This is a genomic window from Parasulfuritortus cantonensis (genome assembly GCF_004337445.1).
Taxonomy (GTDB): Bacteria; Pseudomonadota; Gammaproteobacteria; order Burkholderiales; family Thiobacillaceae; genus Parasulfuritortus; species Parasulfuritortus cantonensis.
In genome coordinates, this window is record NZ_SJZB01000010.1 from 12,061 (window position 1) to 35,678 (window position 23,618).

The window sequence follows — 23,618 nt, forward strand, 5'->3', positions numbered from 1 at the left end:
CTCCCTCATGAACCCAACGCGATCAGTATTCATCGTTTCCGATCACACGGGGATCACGGCCGAGATTCTCGGCAAGAGTCTCCTATGCCAATTTCCCGGCGAAGCGTTCGCAACCGAAAGTTTACCTTTCGTAGACACTCTGGACAAAGTGGAAGATGCAGCAAAACGCATTCGGGAGGCCTGGCAGGCCTCCGGAATGCGTCCGCTGGTGTTTTCCACCATGACAGACGACGACGCGCGCGCCATCCTCGACAGCACCGGGGCGATGATCATGGACGTCTTCGCCCACTTCATCGGCCTCATGACCAAGGAACTCGGGCGGCCGGCCATCCACCTGAAAGGCCAGTCGCACAGCGCCTCCAACGAGACCGCCTACCATGAGCGCATCGACGCGGTGAACTTCTCGCTGGCGGCCGACGACGGCTTGGCAACGCAGAAGTACGAGCAGGCCGACCTGATCCTGGTCGGCGTCTCGCGCAGCGGCAAGACGCCGACCTCCCTGTACATGGCCATGCAGTACGGCCTCAAGGTCGCGAACTACCCGCTCACGCCGGAGAACTTCGAGAAGCACAGCCTGCCGGCCACCATCCGGCCATACAAGCGCAAGCTGCGCGGCTTGACGCTCACCCCGGAGCGCCTGTCGGCCATCCGTTCCGAACGGCGCCCGAACAGCGAGTACGCCGCCATGGACACCTGCAAGCGGGAACTCGACCTGGCCACCCAGATGATGGCCGAGGCGGGTATTCCGGTGCTCGACTCCAGCACCCGCTCGATCGAGGAGATTTCCGCGATCCTGCGGCAATCCCTCGTCAAGGGCGGACGCTAGGGCGCATTCCCGCCCCGGATCCTACCTGGCCGGCGCCGGCGCACCGAAGTCGACGGTCGGCGGCGCCGAGATCGCCTTCTCGTTGTCGACCGTGAAGTTCGCCTTGGTGTGATAGCCGAACATCATAGCGGTCAGGTTGCTGGGGAACTGGCGCACCGTGGTGTTGTAGACCTTCACCGCCTGGATGTAGCGGTTGCGCGCCACCGTGATGCGGTTCTCGGTGCCTTCCAACTGCGCCTGCAGGTCGCGGAACGCCGCGTCCGCCTTCAGTTGCGGATAGTTCTCGGCGACGACGAGCAGGCGGCTCAGGGCCCCCGACAACTCACCCTGGGCGGCCTGGAACTTCGCCATGGCGGCCTCGTCGTTGATCAGTTCCGGGGTGGCGGCGATCTGGCCGACATGGGCGCGCGCCTCGGTAACCTGGATCAGGATGTCCTTCTCGTGGGCGGCATAGCCTTTCACCGTATTGACCAGGTTGGGCACCAGGTCGGCACGCCGCTGGTACTGGTTGAGCACCTCCGACCATTGCGCCTTGATCTCCTCGTCCTGGGCCTGCATGGTGTTGTAGCCACAGCCGGCCAACTGGCTTGCAAGCAGGACTGAAAGCATATATTTCATAATGTTACGGCACATATCTAATCTCCTGTCTTCTGTTCTTTCAGGCTGGATGAGAGGACGTTTCGAGCCAGGCAAAGGTCTTCCCAGACCTTTGCCTTGTCGGCCGGGTTACGCAGCAGGTAGGCCGGGTGGTAGGTCACCACCAGGGCGACGCCGCGGTAATGATGGACGCGGCCGCGCAGCCTGGAAATGGACGCCTCGGTGAGCAGCAGGCTCTGGGCCGCGAAACGGCCGAGGGCGAGGATGATCTTGGGCCGGATGAGGTCGATCTGGCGTTCCAGGTATGGGATGCAGGCGGCCACCTCCTCCTGGCGCGGATCGCGGTTGCCGGGCGGCCTCGACTTCAGGACGTTGGCGATGTAGACGTTGCGGCCGCGTTTCTGGCCGATGGCCGCCAGCATGGCGTCGAGCAGCCTGCCCGCCTGGCCGACGAACGGCTCGCCCTGGCGGTCCTCGTCGGCGCCCGGTGCCTCGCCGATGATGAGCAGCTCCGCCGCCGGATCGCCGACCCCGAACACCGGCTTGGTCCGGGTCTCGTGCAAGGGACAGCGCGTGCAGGCGGCCACGGCCGCCCGCAAGGCGTCCCAATCGAGTGCACCGACGGCACCCGGCTCGTCGCCTCGGCCAGGTTCCGCCGGCCGCCTGGCCGGCTGCGCGGGCTCGGCCGCCGGGGCCGCCTCCGCGACTTGGACCCCGACTTCGGCTGGGTCTTCGTTACCGCCGGCACGCAGGCGCCAGACCGGCCACAGGCCGAGCGTCTTCAGGCGGGCCTCGGTGGTCTGGCTCACAGGTAACGCCTCATCACCAGGGCGTCCTCGCGGCCCTGGTCGGCCGGGTAATAGTGCCGGCGCAGGCCGACCGTCTCGAAGCCCAGACTTTCGTAGAGGGCGATCGCCCGCGCGTTCGAGGGCCGCACTTCCAGGAACAGGCACTCGACCTGGTATTCCGGCGCGCCGGCGATCATGCGCCGCATCAGCAGGCGCCCCAGGCCGCGGCCTTGCCAGTCGGGCGCGACGCAACAGTTGAGGACGTGGCCCTCGCCCGCCCCCGCCATCATGATGCTGTAGCCGACCACCCGACCGTCCTGTTCCGCCACCCAGCAGCTGTAGCCGGAATCGAGGCAGTCCCTGAAGTTGCCGCGTGTCCAGGGATACGGGTAGGCGGCCCGCTCGATCAGGATGATGGCGTCGACGTCCTCCCGCGTCATCGGCCGGAAGTTCGGCGGCGAGAACTGGACCTGGGCGCTCATTGCCTTTCGCAGGTTTTCAGGGCGACCTTGTCGCGGACGTAGAACGGTTCCGCCGACTCGGCCGGACCAGCCGCACCGGCCAGGAAGCGGGGCAAAGCCAGCCGGGCGACGGAGCGGGCATGCGGATGGATATCCGGACGCGCCTCGGCGAGGGTGCCGCGCAGCAGGTCGGGATAGGTCGCGAAACCGTTGCCGCAACCGATCCAGGCCGCCTCGACGTCGGGCAGGACGAGTGCATCGGGGCGCAGGACGGCCGGCGCCATGATCTCCTCGACGCCATCGGCCGTACAGCGGTAGGCGGCGGCGTAGACCTCGTGCATGCGGGCGTCGAGGCAGGCCAGCACGTAGCTGGGCTGGTCGCCCTGGGCCATGTCCTGATGCACCTCCTCCGCCATCGCCGCCAGCGTGATCACGCCGACCGCCGGCAGCCCCGCCCGAAGGCCAGCCCCTGCACGGCGCCGCACGCAATACGCAGGCCGGTGAAGGAGCCGGGGCCGCGGCCGTAGGCCAGGCCGTCCATTTCGTCGAGGCGCCAACCGGCATCGGCGAGCAGTTCGTCGACCATGGGCAGGAGCAGTTCGGAATGGCGGTTGCCCGCCATCACGGCGTGGCTGAGCATGCCACCGTCGATGGCGAGGGCGACCGAGCACAACTCGGTCGAGGTATCCAGGGCGAGGATCTTCAAAGGCGGCCACCATTGCGACAATGGCCCGATTCTAACCCGTCAGCGGCCGGCTTCCACGACCAGCACCTCGAACAGGATGCGCTGCCAGGGATTGCGCGCCTTCTGCAACTGGACGATGCGCCCCTCGACGCGGACGCCGTTGTCCATCAGGCGGGCGAGATCGACATTGTCGGCACGCGGCGCGTAACCCAGCGGGGCGCCCCGCCACTCGACCCGGACGGCGCGCGGGTCGTGCGGGTTATCCGGTTCGCGATACAGGAGCAGCCGGTCGCCCACGGACAGCAGGGGGAAAAGCGCCCGGCCGGCGTGATACTGGAAGCCGGCCAGGGGCGAGGTCTGGATCAGGATGCCGGACTCGACGCCGGCCTGGGCGCCGCCCGCCAGGCAGATTCCCATCAGCCAGGCCAGGCGGCGCATCGGTCAGCGGTGGTTCGGGCCGGCACCGGGACCACCGGCCGGGCCGGGGGGATTGTCCCGATTCGTGCCGGGGCCGCCGCGCGGGCCGGGCGGGTTGTCGTCGCGGTCGAACCAGCAGCGGTCCTTGGTGATGTGCTTCTTCACGCAGAAGCGTTGGCGCTCTTCCTGGCGCAAGGTCCGGAAATGCTGCCATTCCTTCTTGGTCATCTGCTTCTGCAGCCATTGGCGATGGCTGCGGACGTCGGCGCTGACGCTGGGACCGCCGGCCGGGTGGGCGGGATTCTGTACGCTGGTCCCCGGGCCGCCGGCCGGACCGGGGGGATTGTCGTCGCGGTCGCGCGCCAGCGCGGAGGTGGCGGTGAGTGCCGTCATGACGGCGAACAGCAGTGCTTTGGTGGTGTTGCGCATGGTCATCTCCTTAAGTGTGCAATCGCGTTTCGGTCAACGCGTGATTGCATCCTAGGGCCCAGCTGTTATCGGCTTTGCACCCGATTGCGAGCAATTGTTTCAGTCTGTTTCGGCGCCGAAGAACGCCACCGCCTCGTCGCCTTTGCGGCTGCGCGCCATGCCCGGCAAGGAACGCCAGATGCGCTTGCCGTACGGCTTTTCGACCAGGCGCGGGTCGCAGATCATCAGGACGCCGCGGTCGCTCTCGCGCCGGATCAGGCGCCCGGCGCCCTGCTTCAGGCTGATCACGGCGTGCGGCAGCTGATAGTCGAAGAATGGATTGCCGCCGGCCCGCTTCATGGCCTCGATGCGGGCCGCCAGGACCGGGTCGTCGGGCGGCTGGAAAGGCAGGCGGTCGATCACCACCAGCGAGAGCGCCTCGCCGGCGACGTCGACCCCCTCCCAGAAACTCTGGCTGCCCAGGAGCACGGCGTTGCCCAGATCGCGAAACCGCTTGAGCAGTTCGCTGCGACTCTGGCTGCCCTGCAGCAGCAAGGGATAGTTCACGGCCTCGGCGAGCATCCGGGCCTCGATGAGGGCATGCGCCTCGTTCATCGCCCGCAGCGAGGTGAACAGCATGAAGGCCCGCCCGCGGCTGGCCTTGAGCAGCGGCCAGGCGGCCTCGACCACCGCCCGGGTATAGCCCGGGGAATTGGGGTCCGGCATGCCTTCGGGGACATACAGGAGGGCCTGGCTGGCATAGTCGAACGGGCTTTCCCAATAGCCGGTCGCCGCGTCGGGCAGGCCGACCTGAGCCAGGAAATGGCCGAAGTCGCCGCGCACCGACAAGGTCGCCGAGGTGAATATCCAGGCCCGGCTGTCGCCCTCGATCTGGCGCGCGAACAATTCGCCGACGTCGAGCGGCGTGATGTGCATGAGCACGGAATGGGTCGCCACCTCCAGCCAGCGGATCTGCCCCGCCGCCTCGCCCTGGCGCCAGTCGGCCAGGATGGCGCGCAACTCGCGGCCGCGTTCCAGGCAGTTCTTGAGGCCTTGCGAGCGTTCCGCCTGGCTGTCGAGCAGGGCCACCAGGGCATCGAGCTGGGCGGCCAGCTCGGCCAGGGCCTGGCCGAACTCGGCGCGCGCCAGCACCTGGGCCGCGGGCAGCCGGCCGGTCAGGTTGCCGACTGCCAGGCGCACGGCCCGCGCGGCGCCGTCGACCTCCGCCGCGCACTTGGGCAGCTCGGTGAAATCGGCCGCCGACTCGGCTGCCTCCTGGCGCACGTCACGCGTCAGGTCGACCACCATGCCCGTGCTCACCGTGCGCCCGAAGAACAGGCTGGCGATCTCGGGCAACTGGTGCGCCTCGTCGAAGACGATGGCGTTGCAGGCCGGCAGCAGCTCGCCGGCGCCCTCGTCCTTGAGCCAGACGTCGGCGAAGAACAGGTGGTGGTTGATCACCACCAGGTCGGCCTCGAGTGCCTTCTTGCGCGCCTTGAGGACGAAGCAGCCCTGGAAATGCGGGCAGTCGCTGCCCAGGCAGTTGTCCCGCGTCGACACGGCGTAGGCCCAGGCCGGCGAGTTCTCCGGCACCTCGGGCAGGGCCATGCGGTCGCCGGTGGCGTCGACCGCAGCGAACTGGGCGATGCGGCGCAGATGGCGGGCCTGCTCCTGGGTGGTCAGGCGGGCGTCGGCCAGGGAGCGCTCCAGGTGGTAGGGGCAGACATAGTTGGCCCGCCCCTTCAGGAGGGCGACCTGCACGGGCCGGCCGAGGGCCTTGCGCACGGCCGGGATGTCGCGGTGGAACAACTGGTCCTGCAGGGTCTTGCTGCCGGTCGAGATGATGCACTTGCCGCCGTCGAGCAGGACTGGAACCAGATAGGCCAGGGTCTTGCCCGTCCCGGTGCCGGCCTCGACGACCAGGCGCTCGCGCTCCGCCAACGCGGCGGCGACGCGTTCGGCCATGTCGAGTTGTTGCGGGCGGGGGCGGAACTCCGGGATGACCTCGGCCAACCCGCTGTCGGCCGAGAAAAGCGACTTCAGCATCGGCGGCCTATCCAGACGCCAACGCCTTGAGTTGGGCAGTAGTCAACGTGCATAAAGACCTAGCGGTGTTTATGCAATGCTTATGCACTTTTAAGCCAAAAGCAAGGGGATTCGGCGACAAATAATGAAATCTATCAGTTACTTATCGCCGGACACAAAGGACTGGCGGAGAGGGGGGGATTCGAACCCCCGTCAGGGTATTACCCTGAACACGCTTTCCAGGCGTGCGACTTAAACCACTCATCCACCTCTCCGTGGAAGGGGCGCAAGAATACCCGCTTCGGGCGGGGCGGGCAAGGTTAGAATGCGTGCCCCGACGCCGTTCCCATGTAACCGTCCCGAACATGAACCTCAAGCTCATCCTGCGCGGCCTCGCCGTGCTCCTGTCCCTGGCCGCGATCGGCTTCCTGGTGCGCTGGTCCGGCCTGGGCGACATGCTCGACCAGGGCTGGATCGACCGCGAGGTGCGCGGCCAGGGGTTGACCGGCGAACTGCTGTTCATTGGCATCGGCACCCTGGCGACCGCGGTGGGCTTCCCGCGCCAGGTCATCTCGTTCATGGGCGGCTATGCCTTCGGCTTCCTCCAGGGCACCCTGCTCGGCACCCTGGCGACCGTGCTCGGCTGCGCCGCGGCCTTCGTCTACGCGCGCCTGTTCGGCCGGTCCCTGGTCGCCCACCGCCTGGGCGGCCGCATCGCCAAGGTCGATGCCTTCGTGCGCGACAATCCGTTCACCATGACCCTGCTGATCCGCCTGCTGCCGGTCGGCAGCAACATCGCGACCAACCTGGCCGCCGGCGTATCGAGCGTCGCCGCCCTGCCCTTCCTGCTCGGCTCGGCGGCCGGTTTCGTGCCCCAGACGGCGGTGTTCGCCCTGGTCGGCAGCGGCGTCAGCGTCGATCCGGTCCTGCGCATCGGGCTCGGCGTGGTCCTGTTCGTCGTCTCCGGCGCGCTCGGCGTGTACCTCTACCGCAGCCTGCGCCACGGCCGGGTCTACGACGAGGAACTGGAACACGAGATGGAAGGTTGAATAGCAGTACACTAGCGCCTCGACAAATCCCTGTCCCTTTATTCCCTCCCCGACATGACTACGTCCGATTCGGTCCGCGTTTCCCTCATCGCCCCCATTTACAACGAATACGAAAACCTGCCCGACCTGGTCGCCAAGGTGGAATCGGTGATGTCGGCGCAGCCGGATACCTGGGAGTTCGTCTGCGTCGACGACGGTTCCCGTGACGGCTCGGACAAGCTACTCACCGAGCTGGCGGTCAGCCGGCCCTGGCTGAAGCCGTACTTCCTGCGCCGCAACTACGGCCAGTCCACCGCCATGCAGGCCGGTTTCGACGCCGCCCGGGGCGATATCCTGGTCACCATCGACGGCGACATGCAAAACGACCCGGCCGACATCCCGCGCCTGCTCAAGATGCTCGACGAGCGGCCGGAGATCGACATCATCTCGGGCTGGCGCAAGAACCGCCAGGACAAGGCGCTGATGCGCAAATTCCCGTCCAAGATCGCCAACCGCCTGATCTCGTCGGTCACCGGCGTGCGCCTGCACGACTACGGCTGCTCGCTCAAGCTGTACCGGCGCGAGGCGGTGCGCTTCGTCAAGATCTACGGCGAGCTGCACCGCTTCATCCCGGCCCTGGCCCACGAGTACGGCGCCAAGGTGATGGAGACCGAGGTCAACCACTTCCCGCGCACCAAGGGCGTCTCCAAGTACGGCATCGACCGTACCATCCGGGTCCTCCTCGACCTGATGTGGGTGAAGTTCATGCTGCGCTTCCTGCATCGCCCGATGCACGCCTTCGGCGGCATCGGCGCGGCGATGTTCTTCCCGGGCATCCTGATCCTGTTCTACCTGGCCGCGATCAAGCTGTTCGGCCACGCCGACATCGGCGGCCGCCCGCTCTTGCAGATGGGCGTGATGCTCACCCTGATGGGCACCAACTTCATCGGCATGGGCATCCTGGGCGAAATGCTCACCCGCATCTGGCACGAGCCGGGCGGCAAGGCCCAATACCTTTTGCGCGAGCCGCCCGGCAAACGGGAATGACCGACCGCATGGGTCTCTGGCCGGTGCGCTGGGACGCCCGCCTGCTTCTGGCGGTGCTGGTGCTGTTCCCCTTCCTGGGCCTGGGCACGCCGCCGCTGTTCGACCTCGACGAGGGCGCCTTCACGGCCTCGACCACCGAGATGTTCCTGCGCGGCGACTTCCTGTCCAGCTATCTGCTCGGCGAGCCGCGCTACGACAAGCCGATCCTGATCTACTGGCTGCAGGCCGCCTCCGTGACCCTGTTCGGCCACGGCGAATTCGCCTGGCGCCTGCCGTCGGCGCTCGCCTCCTCGGCCTGGATACTGGCGACCTACGCCTTCGCGACCCGGGTCATCGGCCGCTCGGCCGGCCTCACCGCCGCCCTGGTCATCGCCACCGCGGCCGGGCTCGCGGTCATCACCCGGGCCGCCACCGCGGATGCCCTGCTCAACCTGTGGCTGGCCTGCGCCGGCTACGCCACCTGGCTGTGGATGCGCGAGGACGACCGGCGCTGGCTGTACGCGGCCTGGCTGGCCATGGCCCTCGGCTTCCTGACCAAAGGACCGGTGGCCCTGGTGATCCCGGGCGGCGCCATGTTTCTGTGGTGCGCCAGCCTGGGCGAGTGGCGCCGTTTCCTGGCCTGGGCGCTGCCGCTCGGCCCGATCCTGCTGTTCCTGGCCGTCGCCGCGCCCTGGTTCATCGCCCAGACCTTCATCGAAGGGCCCGGCTTCCTGGCCGGCTTCTTCCTCAAGCACAACCTGTCGCGCTTCGACACGCCCATGGAAGGCCACGGCGGCAACTACTTCTATTACGTGCCGGTGGTGCTGGTTTCCCTGCTGCCGCATACCGGCCTGCTCCTGGCCGCGCTCGGCCGCCTGCGCGCGGTCTGGCAGGACACCCTGCTGCGCTACGGCCTGCTCTGGTTCCTGGTCGCCTTCGTGCTGTTCTCGTTCTCCGGCACCAAGCTGCCGCACTATGTCTACTACGGCTACGGCGGCCTGGTCCTGGTCCTCGCCGCCATGGCCGAGCGCCCGGGCCGGCGCTGGCTGATCCTTATCCCGGCGCCGCTCATGTTCGGCCTCCTGCTCGCCATGCCGGCCATCCTGGCCGCCGTCGCCGGCAAGCTCAAGCCGGATGACCGCCTGCTCCTCACCGGCCTGCCCGATGCCTTCGGCGCGGCCTACTGGCTGTGGTGCGGGGCGGCCCTGCTGTTGAGCCTGGCCTTCCTGGTCCTGCGCCGGATCGATACCACGCGTGCCTTGCGCCTGAACGGCCTGCTGGCCGGCGTCGCGATGGCGGCCTTCCTGATCCCCATCGTCGGCCAGGTCCAGCAGGCCCCGATCCGCAACGCCGCCCGCCTGGCCCATGACTATCCCGGCGAACTGGTCCTGTACGGCATCGACACCCCCAGCTTCCAGACCTACGCCGGCCGCGCCGTGCGGAAGCGGGCGCCGCACTCGGGCGACCTGGTGCTGACCCGGGAAAGCCGCCTGGCCAAGCTGCCGGGCGCCGAGCCGGTCTACCGCGAACGCGGCTACGTGCTCGCCAGGATGCCATGAGCGAACGGTCGCCGTTGTCCTGGCTGGTCCTGCTGGTCGGCCTCGGCCTGCTCTGGCCGCTCGTCGATCCGGCCCTCAACCGCGCCCTGTTCCTGACCCTGAACGGCCTCGCCGCCCGGCTGCCGGACCTGGTCTGGTCCGACCTGACGGTGCTCGGCGACACCCTGGTGGCCATGGTCCTGCTGTTGCCCCTGATGCGCCGGCGCCCCGACCTGGTCCTCGCCGCGCTGCTCGCCAGCCTGCCGGCCACCCTCCTTTCGCATGGACTCAAGAATGCCCTGGCCATGGCTCGGCCGTACGCCGTGCTGGCCGACCAGGTGCACGTCGTCGGCCCCTACCTGAAGGCCGGCTCCTTCCCGTCCGGGCACACCACCACCATCTTCGTGCTCGCCTGCACCCTCGCCCTGGGCCTGCGCAACCGAAGCGCCGCGGCCTGGCTGCTGGCGCTGGCCGCCCTGGTCGGCCTGTCGCGGGTCGCCGTCGGCGCGCACTGGCCGCTCGACGTCGCCGGCGGCATCCTGTGCGGCTGGCTGTCCGGCCTGATCGGCCTGTACCTGGTCGAGCGCTTCCCGGGCATGCTGCGCCCGACGCTCGCCTCGGCGCTCCGTCTGCTCCTCGTCGCCTGCGCCCTGGTGCTGCTGGTCCGCTACGACACCGGCTATCCGCTCGCGCGGCCGTTCGAACAGGCCCTGGCCCTGCTGGCGCTGGTGTTCCACCTCCTGCCCGGCTGGCGCCTGCCGGCCCGGGGCGCGGCATGACCCGCCCGGCGCTGCGCCTGATCGTCATCCTGGTCGTCCTGTCGGCCTGGCGCGTGCTCGCGGCCGCGCACCTGAACATGGAACTGTTCGCCGACGAGGCCCAGTACTGGACCTGGTCGCTGACCCCGGATTGGGGCTACTACTCGAAGCCGCCCATGGTGGCCTGGGCGATCTGGCTCGGCACCCACCTGTTCGGCGACGGCGAACTGGGCGTGCGGGCCGCCTCGGTGCTGGCCTACCCGGTCACCGCCTGGCTGCTCTTCCTGTTCGTGCGCCGGCTGTTCCACGCCGAAGCGAACCGCGACACCCTGGCCTTCTGGACCGGCCTGCTCTACGCCACCCTGCCCTTCGTCAGCGTCGGCGCCTGGCTGATCACCACCGACGCCTTCCTGATCCTGTTCTGGAGCCTGTCCCTCTACCTGCTCACCTACGCCCTGGAATCCGGGCGCTGGCGCGACTGGCTGCTGCTCGGCGGCGCCATCGGCCTGGGCATGATGTCGAAGTACAGCATGGTGTTCTTCGGCCTCGGCCTGGCCGCCTACCTGGCCATCACCCCGGCACGCCGGCGCCTGTTCCTGGACCCGCGCCCGTATGCGGCCGCCCTGGTCGCCCTGCTGGTGACCCTGCCCAACATCCTCTGGAACGCCGGCCATCACTTCGTCAGCTTTTCCCACACCGCCGACATCTCGCACCTCGACCGGGCGCTGTTCCATCCTGACGCGCTGCTGGCGTTCTTCGTCGGCCAGTTCGCGGTCTTCGGGCCGCTCACCTTCGGGGCCCTGCTGATCCTCGCGGCGCGGCCGCGGACCTGGCTGGGCGACGACCGCCTGCGCCTCCTGGCCGCCTTCGCCCTGGCGCCCCTGGCCGCCTTCCTGGGACTCGCCCTGCTCGCCCGCGCCTTCGCCAACTGGGCCGCCTTCGCCTACGCCTCGGCGACCGCCCTGGTCGCCGTCACCTGGCTCATGGGCAACGGCCGGCGCTGGCTGCGCGCCAGCGTCGTGCTCCACCTGGTCGTCGCACTCGGCCTGTACCATGCCCACGACATCGCCGCCGCACTCGACCTGAAGCTGACCCGCGGTACCGATCCGTACGCCCGGGTGACCGGCTACCGGGCACTCGGCGAGGCGACGGCGCAACGCCTGCGCGCGCTGCCCGGCGTGCGCCTGCTGAACGACGACCGCAAGCTGTTCGCCCTCCTGCGCTACTACGCGCGCCCGTACAGCGACGACGCCCGGTTCCTGAACCCCAGCGGCGTACTGGACAACCACTACGCGCTCACCGCCGACCTGCGCGCCGCCCCGGACGGCCGCTTCCTGCTGGTCAGCGCGAGCGACCTGGGCGAGCGCCTGCCCGGCTGGTTCGCCCGCGTCGAGCCGCAGGCGCCGATCGTCGTGCAGCCCTATCCGAACCGGACCGTCAGCTACCGGGTCTGGCTGGTCCAGGACTATCGCGGCCGATGAACCCGCGCGACCTGCGCCCGCCCCTCGTCATGGCGGTCAGCGCCCTGGTCCTGGCCGCCGTGTTCCTGGCCTTCCCGCAACTCGACCGCCTGAGCAGCGCCGCGCTGTACCGGCCGGACGGCTTCCTGCTGCGCGGCAGCGCCGTGTTCGACTTCGTGCACGACTACGTCGGCGTCCTGGCCTGGCTGGGTGCGCTCGCCGCCCTGGCGATCCTGCTCGGCGCCAAGCGGTTGCCCCGCCTGGCGGCCTGGCGGCGGCCGGCGGCCTACATGCTCCTGGTACTGCTGCTCGGCCCGGGCCTGCTCGTCAACGCCGTCCTGAAGGACCACTGGGGCCGCGCCCGGCCGGTACAGACCGTGGAGTTCGGCGGCGCCGCCCAGTTCACGCCGGCCTGGGTGGTAAGCGACCAGTGCCGCAGCAACTGTTCCTTCGTCTGCGGCGATGCCTCGATCGGCTTCAGCCTGCTCGGCCTGGCCTTCGTGTCCCGGCGCCCGCGCCGCTGGCTGGCAGCCGGCATCCTGCTGGGCGGCGGCCTGGGCCTCATGCGCATGGCCCAGGGCGGCCATTTCCTCAGCGACGTGATCTTTTCCTTCTACGCCACGTGGTTCGCCGCCTGGCTGCTGGCACGCCTGATCGATCCGCTCGGAACGCGGGCCGGACGATTAGACAGCGGCCCGAAATGAGCCTATTTTGAACTAGCTGTCTGTCGTGTCCCCCGGCGGTCTTCCGCCCACATATCGATACAGACGCCGGCATCGGCGCAAAGGAGGGCTTCGTTGATCAGTCGACGTACGCTTGGAGCGCTTACATGTCCGCCCACACGCTCCTGATCGTCGACGACGAGCCCGCCAATCTTGCCCTCCTGACGCAGGTTCTCCAGCCGCATTACCGGGTACGTGCCGCCAATTCCGGCGCGCGCGCCCTGCAGGCCGCCGTGACCCCGCCGCACCCGGACCTGATCCTGCTCGACGTCATGATGCCGGACATGGACGGCTACGCGGTACTGACGCGGCTGCGCGAAAACCCGGACACGCGCGCCATCCCGGTGATCTTCGTGACGGCGTTGGACGACGACGTCAACGAGGAACACGGCCTCGAGTCGGGCGCCGTCGATTACATCGCGAAACCGGTCAAGGCGGCGATCGTCATGGCCCGGGTCCGCTCGCAACTGGAACTGAAACAGGCCCGCGACCGCCTGGCGGACCAGAACAGCTGGCTGGAGGCCGAGGTCGCCCGCCGCACCGAGGAGATACTGACCATCCAGGACGTCGGCATCCACGCCCTCGCCCAGCTCGCCGAGACGCGCGATCCGGAAACCGGCAACCACATCCGGCGCACCCAGGAATACGTCAATCTGCTCGCCCAGCGCCTGCGCCGGCATCCGCGCTTCCAGGCGACGCTGGACGACCACTACATCCAGGTGCTCAGCAAGTCGGCCCCGCTGCACGACATCGGCAAGGTCGGCATTCCCGACACCATCCTGCTCAAGCCGGGCCGTCTCGACGCGGCCGAGATGGCCATCATGCGCAGGCACGCGCAACTGGGCGCCGATGCCATCGCCAAGGCCCTGCGCAGTAGCGGACGGCCCGCCGACTTCCTCAACGTGGCCATGGAGATCGCCCGCTGGCATCACGAGCGCTGGGACGGCGGCGGCTATCCGGACGGCCTGGCCGGCGAAGCCATCCCGGTCTCGGCGCGCCTGATGGCCATCGCGGACGTCTTCGACGCCTTGGTCTCGCCGCGCGTGTACAAGGACGCCATGAGCCTGGACGCGGCGCGGGAGATCATCGCGCGCGGACGTGGCGGGCATTTCGATCCCGATGTCGCCGAGGCCTTCCTGACCGACTTCGATGCCTTCGCCGCCATTGCCGGCCGTTTCCGGGATACCGGGTGACCGCCATGGCGGAAACGGATCGCCGTCCACCGGCCGAGCAGGTGCGCAGCTTCGCCACCCGCAGCGCGCTGCTGTTCGCCGTCTGCGGTGCCGCCTGGATCCTGCTGTCCGACAAGGCGGTCGAATGGTTGACCGACGATCCCGCCTCGATCGTCCTGTTCAGCGCGGTCAAGGGCCTGCTGTTCATCGCCGTGAGCGCCCTCGCGGTCTGGTTGCTGTTGCGCCACTCGGCCCGCTTCGCCGCCGCGCCCGAGGCCTTGGCCGAACACGTCGAGGACGATCAGCCGGAGCCCTCCGCGGCACGCATCTGGCAGGCCGTCATCGCCGGCAGCCTGGTCATCATGGCGCTCACGGCGGCGGCCATCGTCTATACCCTGCGCCAGGAGGAGGCACGTGAACTCGCGCGCCTGCAGGCCATCGCCGAGCTCAAGGCGAACCAATTCGACGACTGGCTGCGGGAACGCCTGGAATCGGCCGGCTTCGTCATCCAGGCCGCCAATCTCACCGAGGCCTACGCGGCCTGGCGTCGCGCCCCTAAAGCGCAGGCCGCCCATCTGCGCCAGGTCGCGACGGCGCTTCTGCATTACTCGGGCTTCGCCGCCGTGCAACTGTTCGACGCCGGCGCCGAGCGGGCGCTCTGGGACTCGGAAGAGGAGTCGCGCGGCGTGCCCGGACCGTTGCGCGACGCGACTGCCCGGGCGGGCAACGCCGGCCCGGTCGGGCCCTATCGGGACGAGACCGGACGCATGCGCATGGACTTCCTCGTGCCCCTGCCGGCGACGGTCGGCGCGGCGGGTACCTGGGCGGCCTTCCGGATCGACCTGTCGTCGGCGGCGTTCGCCAAGCTGGCCCACTGGCCGGTACAGAACGAGCGTGGCGAGGTGCTCTGGTTCCGGCGCGACGGCGACGACCTGGTCATACTCGGCGTGTCCGGCCCGCAGGCGGCCCGGGTGACCGAGTCGCGCTACCCCCTGGCGGGCAACCGCAGCCTCGCGGCCCGCACGCTGCGCCGGGAGATCGCCCTGACCCGCCCGTCGGCGGGGCTCGATTACCGTGGCACCCCCGTGCTCGGCGCCGTCCATGCCATCCCCGGCACCGGCTGGTACCTGGAGGCCAAGATCGATACCGGGGAACTGTACGCCGGCGCCTACAAGGACACGGTGTGGATCAGTCTGGTCGGACTGTTCGCCCTGCTGGTCCTCGGCACCGGCGCCTGGCTGGCCCGCCAACGCCGCCAGCTCCTGGTCGCCCGCGCCATCCGGCGGGCGCAGCGCGAGCGCCTGCAGGCCCTGCAACTCCTGGCGACGATCTCCGACGGGTCCGAGGACGCCATCTTCGCCAAGGACACGAACGGCCACTACATCCTCTTCAACCAGGCTGCCGGCGAGGTGGTCGGGCGGCCGTCGGAAACGGTGCTTGGCCGTGACGACAAAGACCTGTTCCCCGCCGAACAGGCCGCCCTGCTCATGGCCCTCGACCGCCGGGTGGCCGCCGAGGGCAACGTGGTCAGCCAAGAGGAGGCGCTCAGCACGGCCCACGGCGAGCGCTATTTCCTGACCACGAAAGGGCCGCTGCGCGACGAACAGGGCCGGGTCACCGGGACCTTCGGCATCGCCCGCGACATCACCTATCTCAAGCGCTCGGAAGCCCAGTTGCGCCGGGTCAACCGGGCCCTGCGGGCGCTGGGCGAATGCAACCAGGCGCTGGTGCGGGCGAGCGACGAAACGACCCTGCTCGGCGAGGTGTGCCACCTGGTGGTGGAACTCGGCGGCTACCGCATGGCCTGGGTCGGTTTTGCCGAGGACGGTCCGGACCGCCGGGTCAAGCCCAGGGCCGGGGCCGGCTTCGCGAACGGCTACCTGGAAGAGGCGGTCATCTCCTGGGGCGACGACGAATACGGCCAGGGACCGACCGGCACCGCCATCCGCGAACGGCGCGTGGTGGTCGCCGACGACCTCCGGAACGCCACCGACTTCCCCGCCTGGTCCGCCCTCGCCGAGCAGCGCGGCTACGCCGCGTCGGTCGCCCTGCCGCTCATGTGCGACGGCGCCAACTGCCTGGGCGCCCTGAACATCTATTCGGCCGAGCCCGAGGCCTTCGACGCCGACGAAGTGGCCTTCCTGACCCAGCTGGCCAATGATCTCGCCTATGGCATCCGCACCCTGCGCGACCGCCAGGCGCGCGACGTGGCGGAGGCCGCCCTGAAGCGCGAACGCGGCTTCCTGAAGACCTTGTTCCAGACCCTGCCGGACCTGGTCTGGCTGAAGGACACGGAGGGTGTCTACCTGGCCTGCAACGTGCGCTTCGAGCAGTTCTTCGGCGCCGCCGAGGCCGATATCCTGGGCAAGACCGACTACGACTTCATGCACCGCGAGCTGGCCGATTTCTTCCGTGCCAACGACCGCGCCGCGATCGCCGCCGGGCGGCCGACCAGCAACGAGGAGGAAGTGACCTTCGCGAGCGACGGCCATCGCGAATTGCTCGCCACCATCAAGACGCCCATGCACGATGCCAGTGGCCGGATCATCGGCGTCCTCGGCATCGCGCGCGACGTCACGGCGGCACGCCAGAGCCAGGAGAAGCTGCGCGCCCAGGGCCAACTGCTCAGCGACATGAGCGAACTGGCCCACGTCGGGGCCTGGGAATTCGACCCCCTCACCGGCGCCGGCGAATGGACCGAAGAAGCCGCCCGCATCCACGAGGTCGACCCCGGCCAGGCCACCAGCCTCGCCTACGGGCTCGGTTTCTACCGCGGTCCGGACCGGGTCCGCCTCGAGGCGGCCCTGCGCGCGGCGATCGAGCTCGGACAGCCCTACGACCTGGAGCTCGAGATCACCACGGCGCGCGGCACGCGGCGCTGGATTCGCACCATCGGCCATCCTTTGCGCGAGCACGACCGGACCGTCAAGGTACGCGGCGCCATTCAGGACATCAGCGATCGCAAGCAGGCCGAGGCGGCGTTGCGGGCCGGCGAGGAGCAATTGCGCGTGGTCACCGACCACGCCCCGGTACTGATCGCCCAATGCGACCGCGCGGGCCGTTACGTGTTCGTCAACCGACGCTACGCCGCGCTCTACGGCATGGAGCCCGCCGAGCTCGTCGGCCGCCATACCAGTGAGGTGCTCGGGGAAGCCTACAGGATGGCGGAACCCCGCATGGCGCAGGCGCTGGCCGGCGAGGCGGTCGAGTACGACATCACCCTGACCACCCCGGGTACGGCGGACAAGCCGCGTACGGTGCATGCCAGCTACGCCCCGGAACGGGACGCCGCCGGCCAGGTGATCGGCTTCGTCGCCGCCATCACGGACATCAGCGCCCGCAAGCGGGCCGAGGAGACCCTGCGCAAGCACGAGTGGCTGCTCTCGGAGTCCCAGCGCATCGCCCACATCGGCAGTTGGGAGTTCGACCTGGCGAGCGGCCGTCTGGATTGGAGCGACGAGCTATACCGCCTGTGCGGCATCGAGCCGGCCGGCTTCGCCCATACCCTGGAGGCGTTCCTGCCGCACGTGCACCCGGACGACCGGGACGCCGTGCGCGAATGGCTCGACGTCTGCCTGGCCGGCGAGGTCGCCGGCGAACTGGTGTTCCAGGTCTGCCATCCGAACGGCGAAACCCGGGTCGTCAGCGGCCGCGGCATCCTCCTGCACGATCGCGAGGGCAAGCCGACCAGCCTGATGGGTACCGCCCAGGACATCACCGAGGTGATCCGCGAGCACGAAGCCCTGCGGGAAAGCGAGGAACGCCACCGGACCGTGTTGGCCGCCCTCGGCGAAGGGGTCTACGGGATCGACGCGGCCGGCCACTGCACCTTCGTCAACGAGGCGGCCCTGGCCATGCTCGGCCGCACCGAACAGGAGATGCTCGCGCAAGACGTCCATGCCTTGGTGCACCTGGACGCGGACGGCCATGCCGTATCGGAGAGCGACTGCCCGGCCTGCCTGACCGCCCACGACGGCCAGCCGCGCCGGCGCATGCAGGTCCTGCGGCGCAAGGACGGCAGCCTGTTCCCGGTCGACATGATCGTCGCCCCGATGACCAACGAGAGCCGCGACCCCGGTGCCGTGGTGTCGTTCATGGACGTGAGCGAATTGCGGCGTTCCGAGCAGGCGCTGCGGGAAAGCGAGGCGATGTTCCGCTCGCTCAGCGAATCGGCGCGCGACGCCATCATCCTGCTCGACCCGGACGGCTGCGTCGTGCACTGGAACCCCGGTGCCGAGGCGATGTTCGGCTACAGCCGCGCCGAGGCGAGCGGCCGCAAGCTGCACGAGATGCTGACGCCCGAGCACCTGCGGGAGGCTTCGCACAGCGGCTTCGCCCACTTCCAGGTCGATGGCAGCGGACCGGTGATCGGCAAGACCCTGGAGCTGGAGGCCATCCACAGGAACGGCGACGCGGTCGCCGTCGAGCTGTCGCTGTCCGCGGTCAGGCGCGAGGACGGCTGGTACGCGCTCGGCATCATGCGCAACATCACCGCGCGCCGGGCCTCGGAAGAACAGTTGCGCAAGCTGGCCCAGGCCGTCGAACAGAGCACCGAGAGCATCGCCATCACCAACCTGGACGCCGACATCGAGTACGTCAACGAGGCCTTCCTGCGCAACACCGGCTACAGCCGCGAGGAAGTCATCGGCCGGAATCCGAGCATCCTCAAGTCCGGCAAGACGCCCAAGGAAAGCTACGACGAACTCTGGCAGGCCATGCTCGAGGGGCGTACCTGGAAGGGCCAGTTCGTCAACCAGCGCAAGGATGGCAGCGAATATGTCGAATTCGCCATCATCACTCCGCTGCGCCAGCCCGACGGCAAGATCACCCACTACGTGGCCGTGAAGGAGGACATCACGGAGAAGAAGCACCTGGCCGAGGAACTCGACCAGCACCGCCATCACCTCGAGCAACTGGTCGAAGAACGCACCCGGCAGTTGGTCGAAGCACGCGACAGGGCGGAAGCGGCCACGCGCGCCAAGAGCATCTTCCTGGCCAACATGAGCCACGAAATCCGCACCCCGATGAATGCCATCCTGGGCATGACCCACCTGCTCAAGCGCGGCCATCCGAACCCGCAGCAACGCGAGCAGTTGGACAAGATCGGCACGGCCGGCAAACACCTGCTCAACCTGATCAACGACATACTCGACCTGTCCAAGATCGAGGCCGACCGCCTGGTGCTCGAACAGACCGACTTCGCCATCGCCGCCCTGCCCTACAACGTCGCCTCCATGCTCGCCGAGCAGGCTCGCAACAAGGGGCTCCAACTGCTGGTGGAGAACGGCCCCCTGCCGGCCACGCTACGCGGCGATCCGACCCGGGTCAGCCAGGCCCTGCTCAACCTGGCCAGCAACGCGGTCAAGTTCACCGCCCGGGGTTCCGTCGTCCTGCGTGCCGGCGTGGCGAGTGAGGACGCGGCGACCGTGACCGTGCGTTTCGAAGTCCAGGATACCGGTATCGGCATCCCGCCCGGGGCCATGGGCCGCCTGTTCGGCGCCTTCGAACAGGCCGACGGCTCCACCACCCGGCGCTTCGGCGGCACCGGCCTGGGCCTCGCCATCACCCGCCACCTGGCCCGCATGATGGGCGGCGACGCCGGTGCCGAAAGCCGCGAAGGCGTCGGCAGCACATTCTGGTTCAGCGTCCGCCTGGCGCGCACCGACGCGGACGCCGTGCCGAGCGAAGTCGTCCGGCCCCGCCAGGACGCCGAGGCCATCCTGATGCGCGACTACCGGAATGCACGCATCCTGCTGGCCGAAGACGAGCCGGCCAACCAGGAGGTGGTCGCCGGGCTGCTCGGGCAGCTCGGCATGACGGTCGAGATCGCGCGCGACGGCGCCGAGGCGGTCGAGATGGCGCGCAGCGGCCGCTTCGACCTGATCCTGATGGACATGCAGATGCCGGTCATGGATGGCCTGGAGGCGACCCGCCGGATCCGCCGGACGGCGGGCGCGCGCCTGCTCCCCATCCTCGCGGTCACGGCCAACGCGTTCACCGAGGACCGCGAGCGTTGCCTGGCCGCGGGCATGGACGACTTCGTCGCCAAGCCGGTCGATCCGCCCGCCCTGTTCACCAGTCTGCTCAACTGGCTGCCCGTGCCCATGCCGACGGACGGGGCCACGGCACCGGCGCCCGCACCGGCCGCCGCCGAGGAGATCGAACCGGTGCTGCGCGCACGCCTGACCGCCCTCGCCGGTGCCGAACTGGACCAGGCCCTGAGGATTCTCGGCTGGGCACGCTATGTCCGGCTTTTGTACGACTTCCACGAACGCCATGGCGACGATGCGGCGCGCATCGCCGGCCTGCTGGCGGAGGACGGCCGCGAGCCGGCGCGCCAGATCGCCCATGGCATCAAGGGGCGGCCGCCAGCCTCGGCCTGGGCAACCTGCGCAACGTCGCCACGCGGCTCGATGCCGCGCTCCGCGAGCCGACGGCCAACGCGGCCGATGCCGACGTCGGCCGGCTGAACCGCGACCTGGCGCGCGAACTGGACGCGCTGACCGGCATCCTGCGCGATCTGCCCGGGGCCGCACCGGCGGGCCCCGACTCCGCCCCGGATCCCGGTCAGCTGGGTACCCTGCTGGCCCGCCTCGAGGAACTGCTCGGCGAGGACGACACCGAGGCCGGCGCACTGGCGGCCGACAACCGGGCCTGCCTGGAGCAGGCGTTCGGGACCGCCGCCGACACCCTGATCCGGCAGATCGACGGTTTCGACTTCCAGGCCGCCCTGGCCGGGGTGCGCGCCCTGCGTGCCGGCCTCGCGCCATCGGACGGGGGGAACTGAGCATGCCGTTCATGACCTGGAGCGACGAATACGCGACCGGGATCGACATCGTCGACCGCCAGCACCGCGGCCTCATGGAGATGATCAATGCCGCCGCGCCCCTGCTGCTCGACTGCAGCCCGGTCCAGGAGGCGGAACGGGAGGCCCTGTTCACCGGCCTGGTCGACTACACCGGCGAACATTTCCGCACCGAGGAGGCGCTGATGCGCGAGGTCGGCGTCGACCCCCGCGTCTACGAGCATCACCGGCACACCCACGCCCGCCTGGTCGACGACGTGCTCGCCTGGCGCGCCCGCTTCTCCTGCCGCGATCCCCTCGCCGGCCAGCGCCTGCTGGGCTTCCTGGCCGGCTGGTTGATCTTCCACGTCCTCGGCGAGGACCAGACCATGGCCCGCCAGATCCGGGCGGTACGCGCCGGGCTCGGCCCGGCCGACGCCTACGACCAGGCCGAAGGCGCCCGCTGCGTGCCGACCGACGCCGTGCTGGCCGGAACCGTGGTCGCGCTCTACAGCCAGTTGTCGGGCCAGATCCGGGAAATCGGCCTGCACAACAAGCACCTCGAGGAACAGGTCCGCGCGCGTACCTCCGACATCGCGGCCATGGCCGAGGAACTGCGCCGGGCGCGCGACGCCGCCGAGGCCGCCAGCCAGGCCAAGAGCCGCTTCCTGGCCATGGTCAGCCACGAGTTGCGCACCCCCATGAACGCCATCGTCGGCTTTGCCGACGCCCTGCGCGGGTCCGGCCTGCCGGCCCGCCAGGAGGCCCTGGTGGCCCGTGTCCAGACGGCCTCCAGGCAACTGGCCGAGTTGATCGACGGCCTCATCGAATATTCCCGCGACGAGGCCGCCGCGGCCAAGCCGTTCGCCCTGCGCGCCACCCTGACCGAGGCCTGCCAGGCGCCGTTCGCGGCGGCCCGCGCCAAGGGCCTCAAGGTCAGCCTGGAAATCGCCCCGGAACTGCCCGCCTGGTATCTCGGCGACGCCGGCCGCATCGCCCTGGTGGTGCGCCAACTGGCGGCCAACGCGGCCAAGTTCACCAGCCGGGGCAGCGTCCGGGTACGGGCGGAGACACTCGGTCCGGCCCCCCACGGCCGGCTCTCGGTCCGCCTGAGCGTGATCGACACCGGCCTCGGCATCCCGGAGGACAAACAGGGCGGCCTGTTCGAGGCGTTCCATCAACTCGACGACAGCGCGACCCGGCATTACGGCGGCGTCGGCCTCGGTCTCGCCCTGACCCGCCAGGCGGCCCGCATGATGGGCGCCGAGATCGGCCTGTCGAGCGCGCCCGGCCGGGGCAGCAGTTTCTGGCTTGACCTGGCGCTGGCGCCGGTGGAACCTGTGCAGGCCGGCAGTCCGGCCAGCCGCGACGAAGCGGCCGATACGGCGGCCGACGCCAGTACGGTGCTGGCTGCCCTGGCGCGCCTGCTGACCGAGGACGATACCCGCGCCGGCGACCTCCTGGCCACGCACGAGGCCCTGCTGCGCCGGTGCCTGGGGGCGCGCTACGATGCGCTGGCCGGACAGGTCGCCGGCTTCGAATTCGAGCGCGCCCTGCAAACGCTGAGACATCAAGGAGGTGATTGACATGGCAAGCCGAACCAGCGATGCGGCGGGCGCCATGACGGCACCGGACGGCCACGCCGACGGCGAGGCCACCCGGAAGACGGTACTGATCGTCGACGACGAACCGGCGAACCTGGCCCTGCTCACCCAGATACTGCAACCCCATTATCGGGTGCGCGCCGCCCGCACCGGCGAACATGCCCTGCGCGCCGTGCGCTCGGCTCCGCACCCGGACCTGATCCTGCTCGACATCATGATGCCCGACATGGACGGCTATACCGTGCTCACCGAGCTGCACAAGGTGGCCGAGGCGCAGGCCGTGCCGGTCGTGTTCGTGACCGCCCTCAGCGACGAGGTCAGCGAGGAACGCGGCCTCGAACTGGGGGCCGTCGACTACCTGAGCAAGCCGCTCAAACCCGGCGTGGTCCTATCCCGGGTGCGCCTGCACCTGGAGCTCAAGGCGGCCCGCGACGCCCTCGCCGACCAGAACAACCTGCTCAGCGCCCGGGTGGAGGAACGCACCCAGGCCCTCAAGGGCGCCTTGAGCAAGACCGAAACGGCGCACGCGGCCCTGCGCAAGACCTATTTCGGCACCCTGCTGGCCATCGGCAGCCTGGCCGAGCTGCGCGGCGCCCAGATCGGCGAGCATTCCCGCCGGGTCGCCGACATCGCCCGCCAGATCGCCACCCAGTTGGGGCAGAGCCACCTCGAGGCCCAGGACATCTTCGTGGCGGCGCTGTTGCACGACGTCGGCAAGATCGGTTTTCCCGACGATCTCCTGGACACCCCGGTGAGCGCGATGAACAGCGAACAGCTCGCCCTATACCGCCAGCACCCGGGCGCCGGCGCCACCGTGTTGACCAAGGTGGACGCCCTCAACGTGGTCGCCGGCATCGTCCGGCACCATCACGAGTACTTCAACGGTACCGGCTTCCCCGACGGCCTGAGCGGCCTCGCCATCCCGATCGGCGCCCGGATCATCTCCGTGGTGAGCGACTACGATGCCCTCAAGACCGGCCGCTTGACCGGCCAGCCCCTCTCGGCCCGGCAGAGCTGGGCGCGCATCCTGGAAGGACGCGGCAGCCGCTACGATCCTCTGGTGGTCGACAAGCTGGAACCCATCGCCCTCCAGGACAGCAAATTCGAGGTCGACGAGATTCCGGTGAGCGCCCCGCACATCCAGGAGGGCATGCTGCTCACCCGTGACGTCCATCATCCGGACGGCTATCTGCTCCTGGCCCGCAACACCGTCATGACGCGGACCCTGATCGACCAGTTGGTGGCGGCGGAAAAGCAGGCGGGCGGCGAATTGAAGATATTCGTCACCCGCGAGCGGATCGCCCGATAACCGCCGGCGC

The 23,618-nt window shown here is 69.3% G+C and carries 17 protein-coding genes, 1 tRNA gene and 1 pseudogene; 11 read left to right on the plus strand and 8 right to left on the minus strand.

The features are described 5' to 3' along the window. The first annotated feature begins 7 nt into the window (after positions 1–7). A complete protein-coding gene (locus EZJ19_RS01915; RefSeq protein ID WP_131444619.1) occupies positions 8–826 on the plus strand; it encodes a pyruvate, water dikinase regulatory protein in 819 nt (272 codons plus the stop codon). Positions 827–847: 21 nt separating this feature from the next. Here EZJ19_RS01915 and EZJ19_RS01920 read toward each other — a convergent pair whose 3' ends face one another. The 8 genes and pseudogenes from EZJ19_RS01920 to EZJ19_RS01955 all read right to left on the minus strand — a co-directional run bounded on the left by EZJ19_RS01920 (position 848) and on the right by EZJ19_RS01955 (position 6,482). Next, a complete protein-coding gene (locus EZJ19_RS01920) occupies positions 848–1,444 on the minus strand; it encodes a LemA family protein (protein ID WP_131444707.1) in 597 nt (198 codons plus the stop codon). A gap of 17 nt (positions 1,445–1,461) precedes the next feature. Beyond that, complete coding sequence (locus tag EZJ19_RS01925; RefSeq protein ID WP_131444620.1) at positions 1,462–2,232, minus strand: uracil-DNA glycosylase; 771 nt, start codon at positions 2,230–2,232, stop codon at positions 1,462–1,464. Then, positions 2,229–2,693, minus strand: a complete 465-nt coding sequence (gene rimI / locus EZJ19_RS01930; protein WP_131444621.1) for a ribosomal protein S18-alanine N-acetyltransferase — start codon at positions 2,691–2,693, stop codon at positions 2,229–2,231. The genes EZJ19_RS01925 and rimI overlap by 4 nt, the downstream gene beginning before the upstream one ends. Beyond that, positions 2,690–3,312: pseudogene (gene tsaB / locus EZJ19_RS16665) on the minus strand (tRNA (adenosine(37)-N6)-threonylcarbamoyltransferase complex dimerization subunit type 1 TsaB). The gene rimI and the pseudogene tsaB overlap by 4 nt, the downstream one beginning before the upstream one ends. 105 nt (positions 3,313–3,417) lie before the next feature. Beyond that, a complete protein-coding gene (locus tag EZJ19_RS01940) occupies positions 3,418–3,795 on the minus strand; it encodes an HIRAN domain-containing protein (protein ID WP_131444622.1) in 378 nt (125 codons plus the stop codon). A 3-nt stretch (positions 3,796–3,798) separates the two neighbouring features. After that, entirely contained in the window at positions 3,799–4,203 is a 405-nt protein-coding gene (locus tag EZJ19_RS01945; protein WP_131444623.1) for a hypothetical protein, read from the minus strand. Positions 4,204–4,302: 99 nt separating this feature from the next. Beyond that, complete coding sequence (locus EZJ19_RS01950) at positions 4,303–6,228, minus strand: DNA repair helicase YoaA (protein WP_131444624.1); 1,926 nt, start codon at positions 6,226–6,228, stop codon at positions 4,303–4,305. Positions 6,229–6,391: 163 nt separating this feature from the next. Then, positions 6,392–6,482 (minus strand) — tRNA-Ser (locus EZJ19_RS01955). Between the two features lie 90 nt (positions 6,483–6,572). On the opposite strand from EZJ19_RS01955, the gene EZJ19_RS01960 reads away from it, so the two are divergent. The 10 genes from EZJ19_RS01960 to EZJ19_RS02005 all read left to right on the plus strand — a co-directional run bounded on the left by EZJ19_RS01960 (position 6,573) and on the right by EZJ19_RS02005 (position 23,608). After that, on the plus strand, positions 6,573–7,256 hold the full coding sequence (locus EZJ19_RS01960; RefSeq protein WP_131444625.1) for a TVP38/TMEM64 family protein: 684 nt from the start codon (positions 6,573–6,575) through the stop codon (positions 7,254–7,256). A 54-nt stretch (positions 7,257–7,310) separates the two neighbouring features. Further along, entirely contained in the window at positions 7,311–8,282 is a 972-nt protein-coding gene (locus tag EZJ19_RS01965; protein ID WP_131444626.1) for a glycosyltransferase family 2 protein, read from the plus strand. After that, positions 8,279–9,820 carry an ArnT family glycosyltransferase gene (locus EZJ19_RS01970; protein WP_131444627.1) on the plus strand — a complete coding sequence of 514 codons (1,542 nt, stop codon included), beginning with the start codon at positions 8,279–8,281 and terminating at the stop codon, positions 9,818–9,820. The genes EZJ19_RS01965 and EZJ19_RS01970 overlap by 4 nt, the downstream gene beginning before the upstream one ends. Beyond that, the gene (locus EZJ19_RS01975) at positions 9,817–10,578 is read left to right on the plus strand and encodes a phosphatase PAP2 family protein (RefSeq protein ID WP_131444628.1); all 762 of its coding nucleotides are present in this window, start codon (positions 9,817–9,819) and stop codon (positions 10,576–10,578) included. Before EZJ19_RS01970 ends, EZJ19_RS01975 begins: the two co-directional genes overlap by 4 nt. Further along, on the plus strand, positions 10,575–12,038 hold the full coding sequence (locus EZJ19_RS01980) for a glycosyltransferase family 39 protein (protein ID WP_131444629.1): 1,464 nt from the start codon (positions 10,575–10,577) through the stop codon (positions 12,036–12,038). Before EZJ19_RS01975 ends, EZJ19_RS01980 begins: the two co-directional genes overlap by 4 nt. Continuing rightward, entirely contained in the window at positions 12,035–12,721 is a 687-nt protein-coding gene (locus EZJ19_RS01985; RefSeq protein ID WP_206199288.1) for a phosphatase PAP2 family protein, read from the plus strand. Before EZJ19_RS01980 ends, EZJ19_RS01985 begins: the two co-directional genes overlap by 4 nt. 125 nt (positions 12,722–12,846) lie before the next feature. Then, entirely contained in the window at positions 12,847–13,932 is a 1,086-nt protein-coding gene (locus EZJ19_RS01990; protein WP_131444630.1) for a response regulator, read from the plus strand. A 5-nt stretch (positions 13,933–13,937) separates the two neighbouring features. Then, positions 13,938–20,381, plus strand: coding sequence for a PAS domain S-box protein (locus EZJ19_RS01995; RefSeq protein WP_131444631.1), 6,444 nt, complete (start codon positions 13,938–13,940; stop codon positions 20,379–20,381). Positions 20,382–20,700: 319 nt separating this feature from the next. Next, positions 20,701–22,281, plus strand: coding sequence for a bacteriohemerythrin (locus EZJ19_RS02000; RefSeq protein WP_165873424.1), 1,581 nt, complete (start codon positions 20,701–20,703; stop codon positions 22,279–22,281). Between the two features lies 1 nt (position 22,282). Further along, on the plus strand, positions 22,283–23,608 hold the full coding sequence (locus EZJ19_RS02005; RefSeq protein WP_131444633.1) for an HD domain-containing phosphohydrolase: 1,326 nt from the start codon (positions 22,283–22,285) through the stop codon (positions 23,606–23,608). The last annotated feature ends 10 nt before the right edge of the window (positions 23,609–23,618 follow it).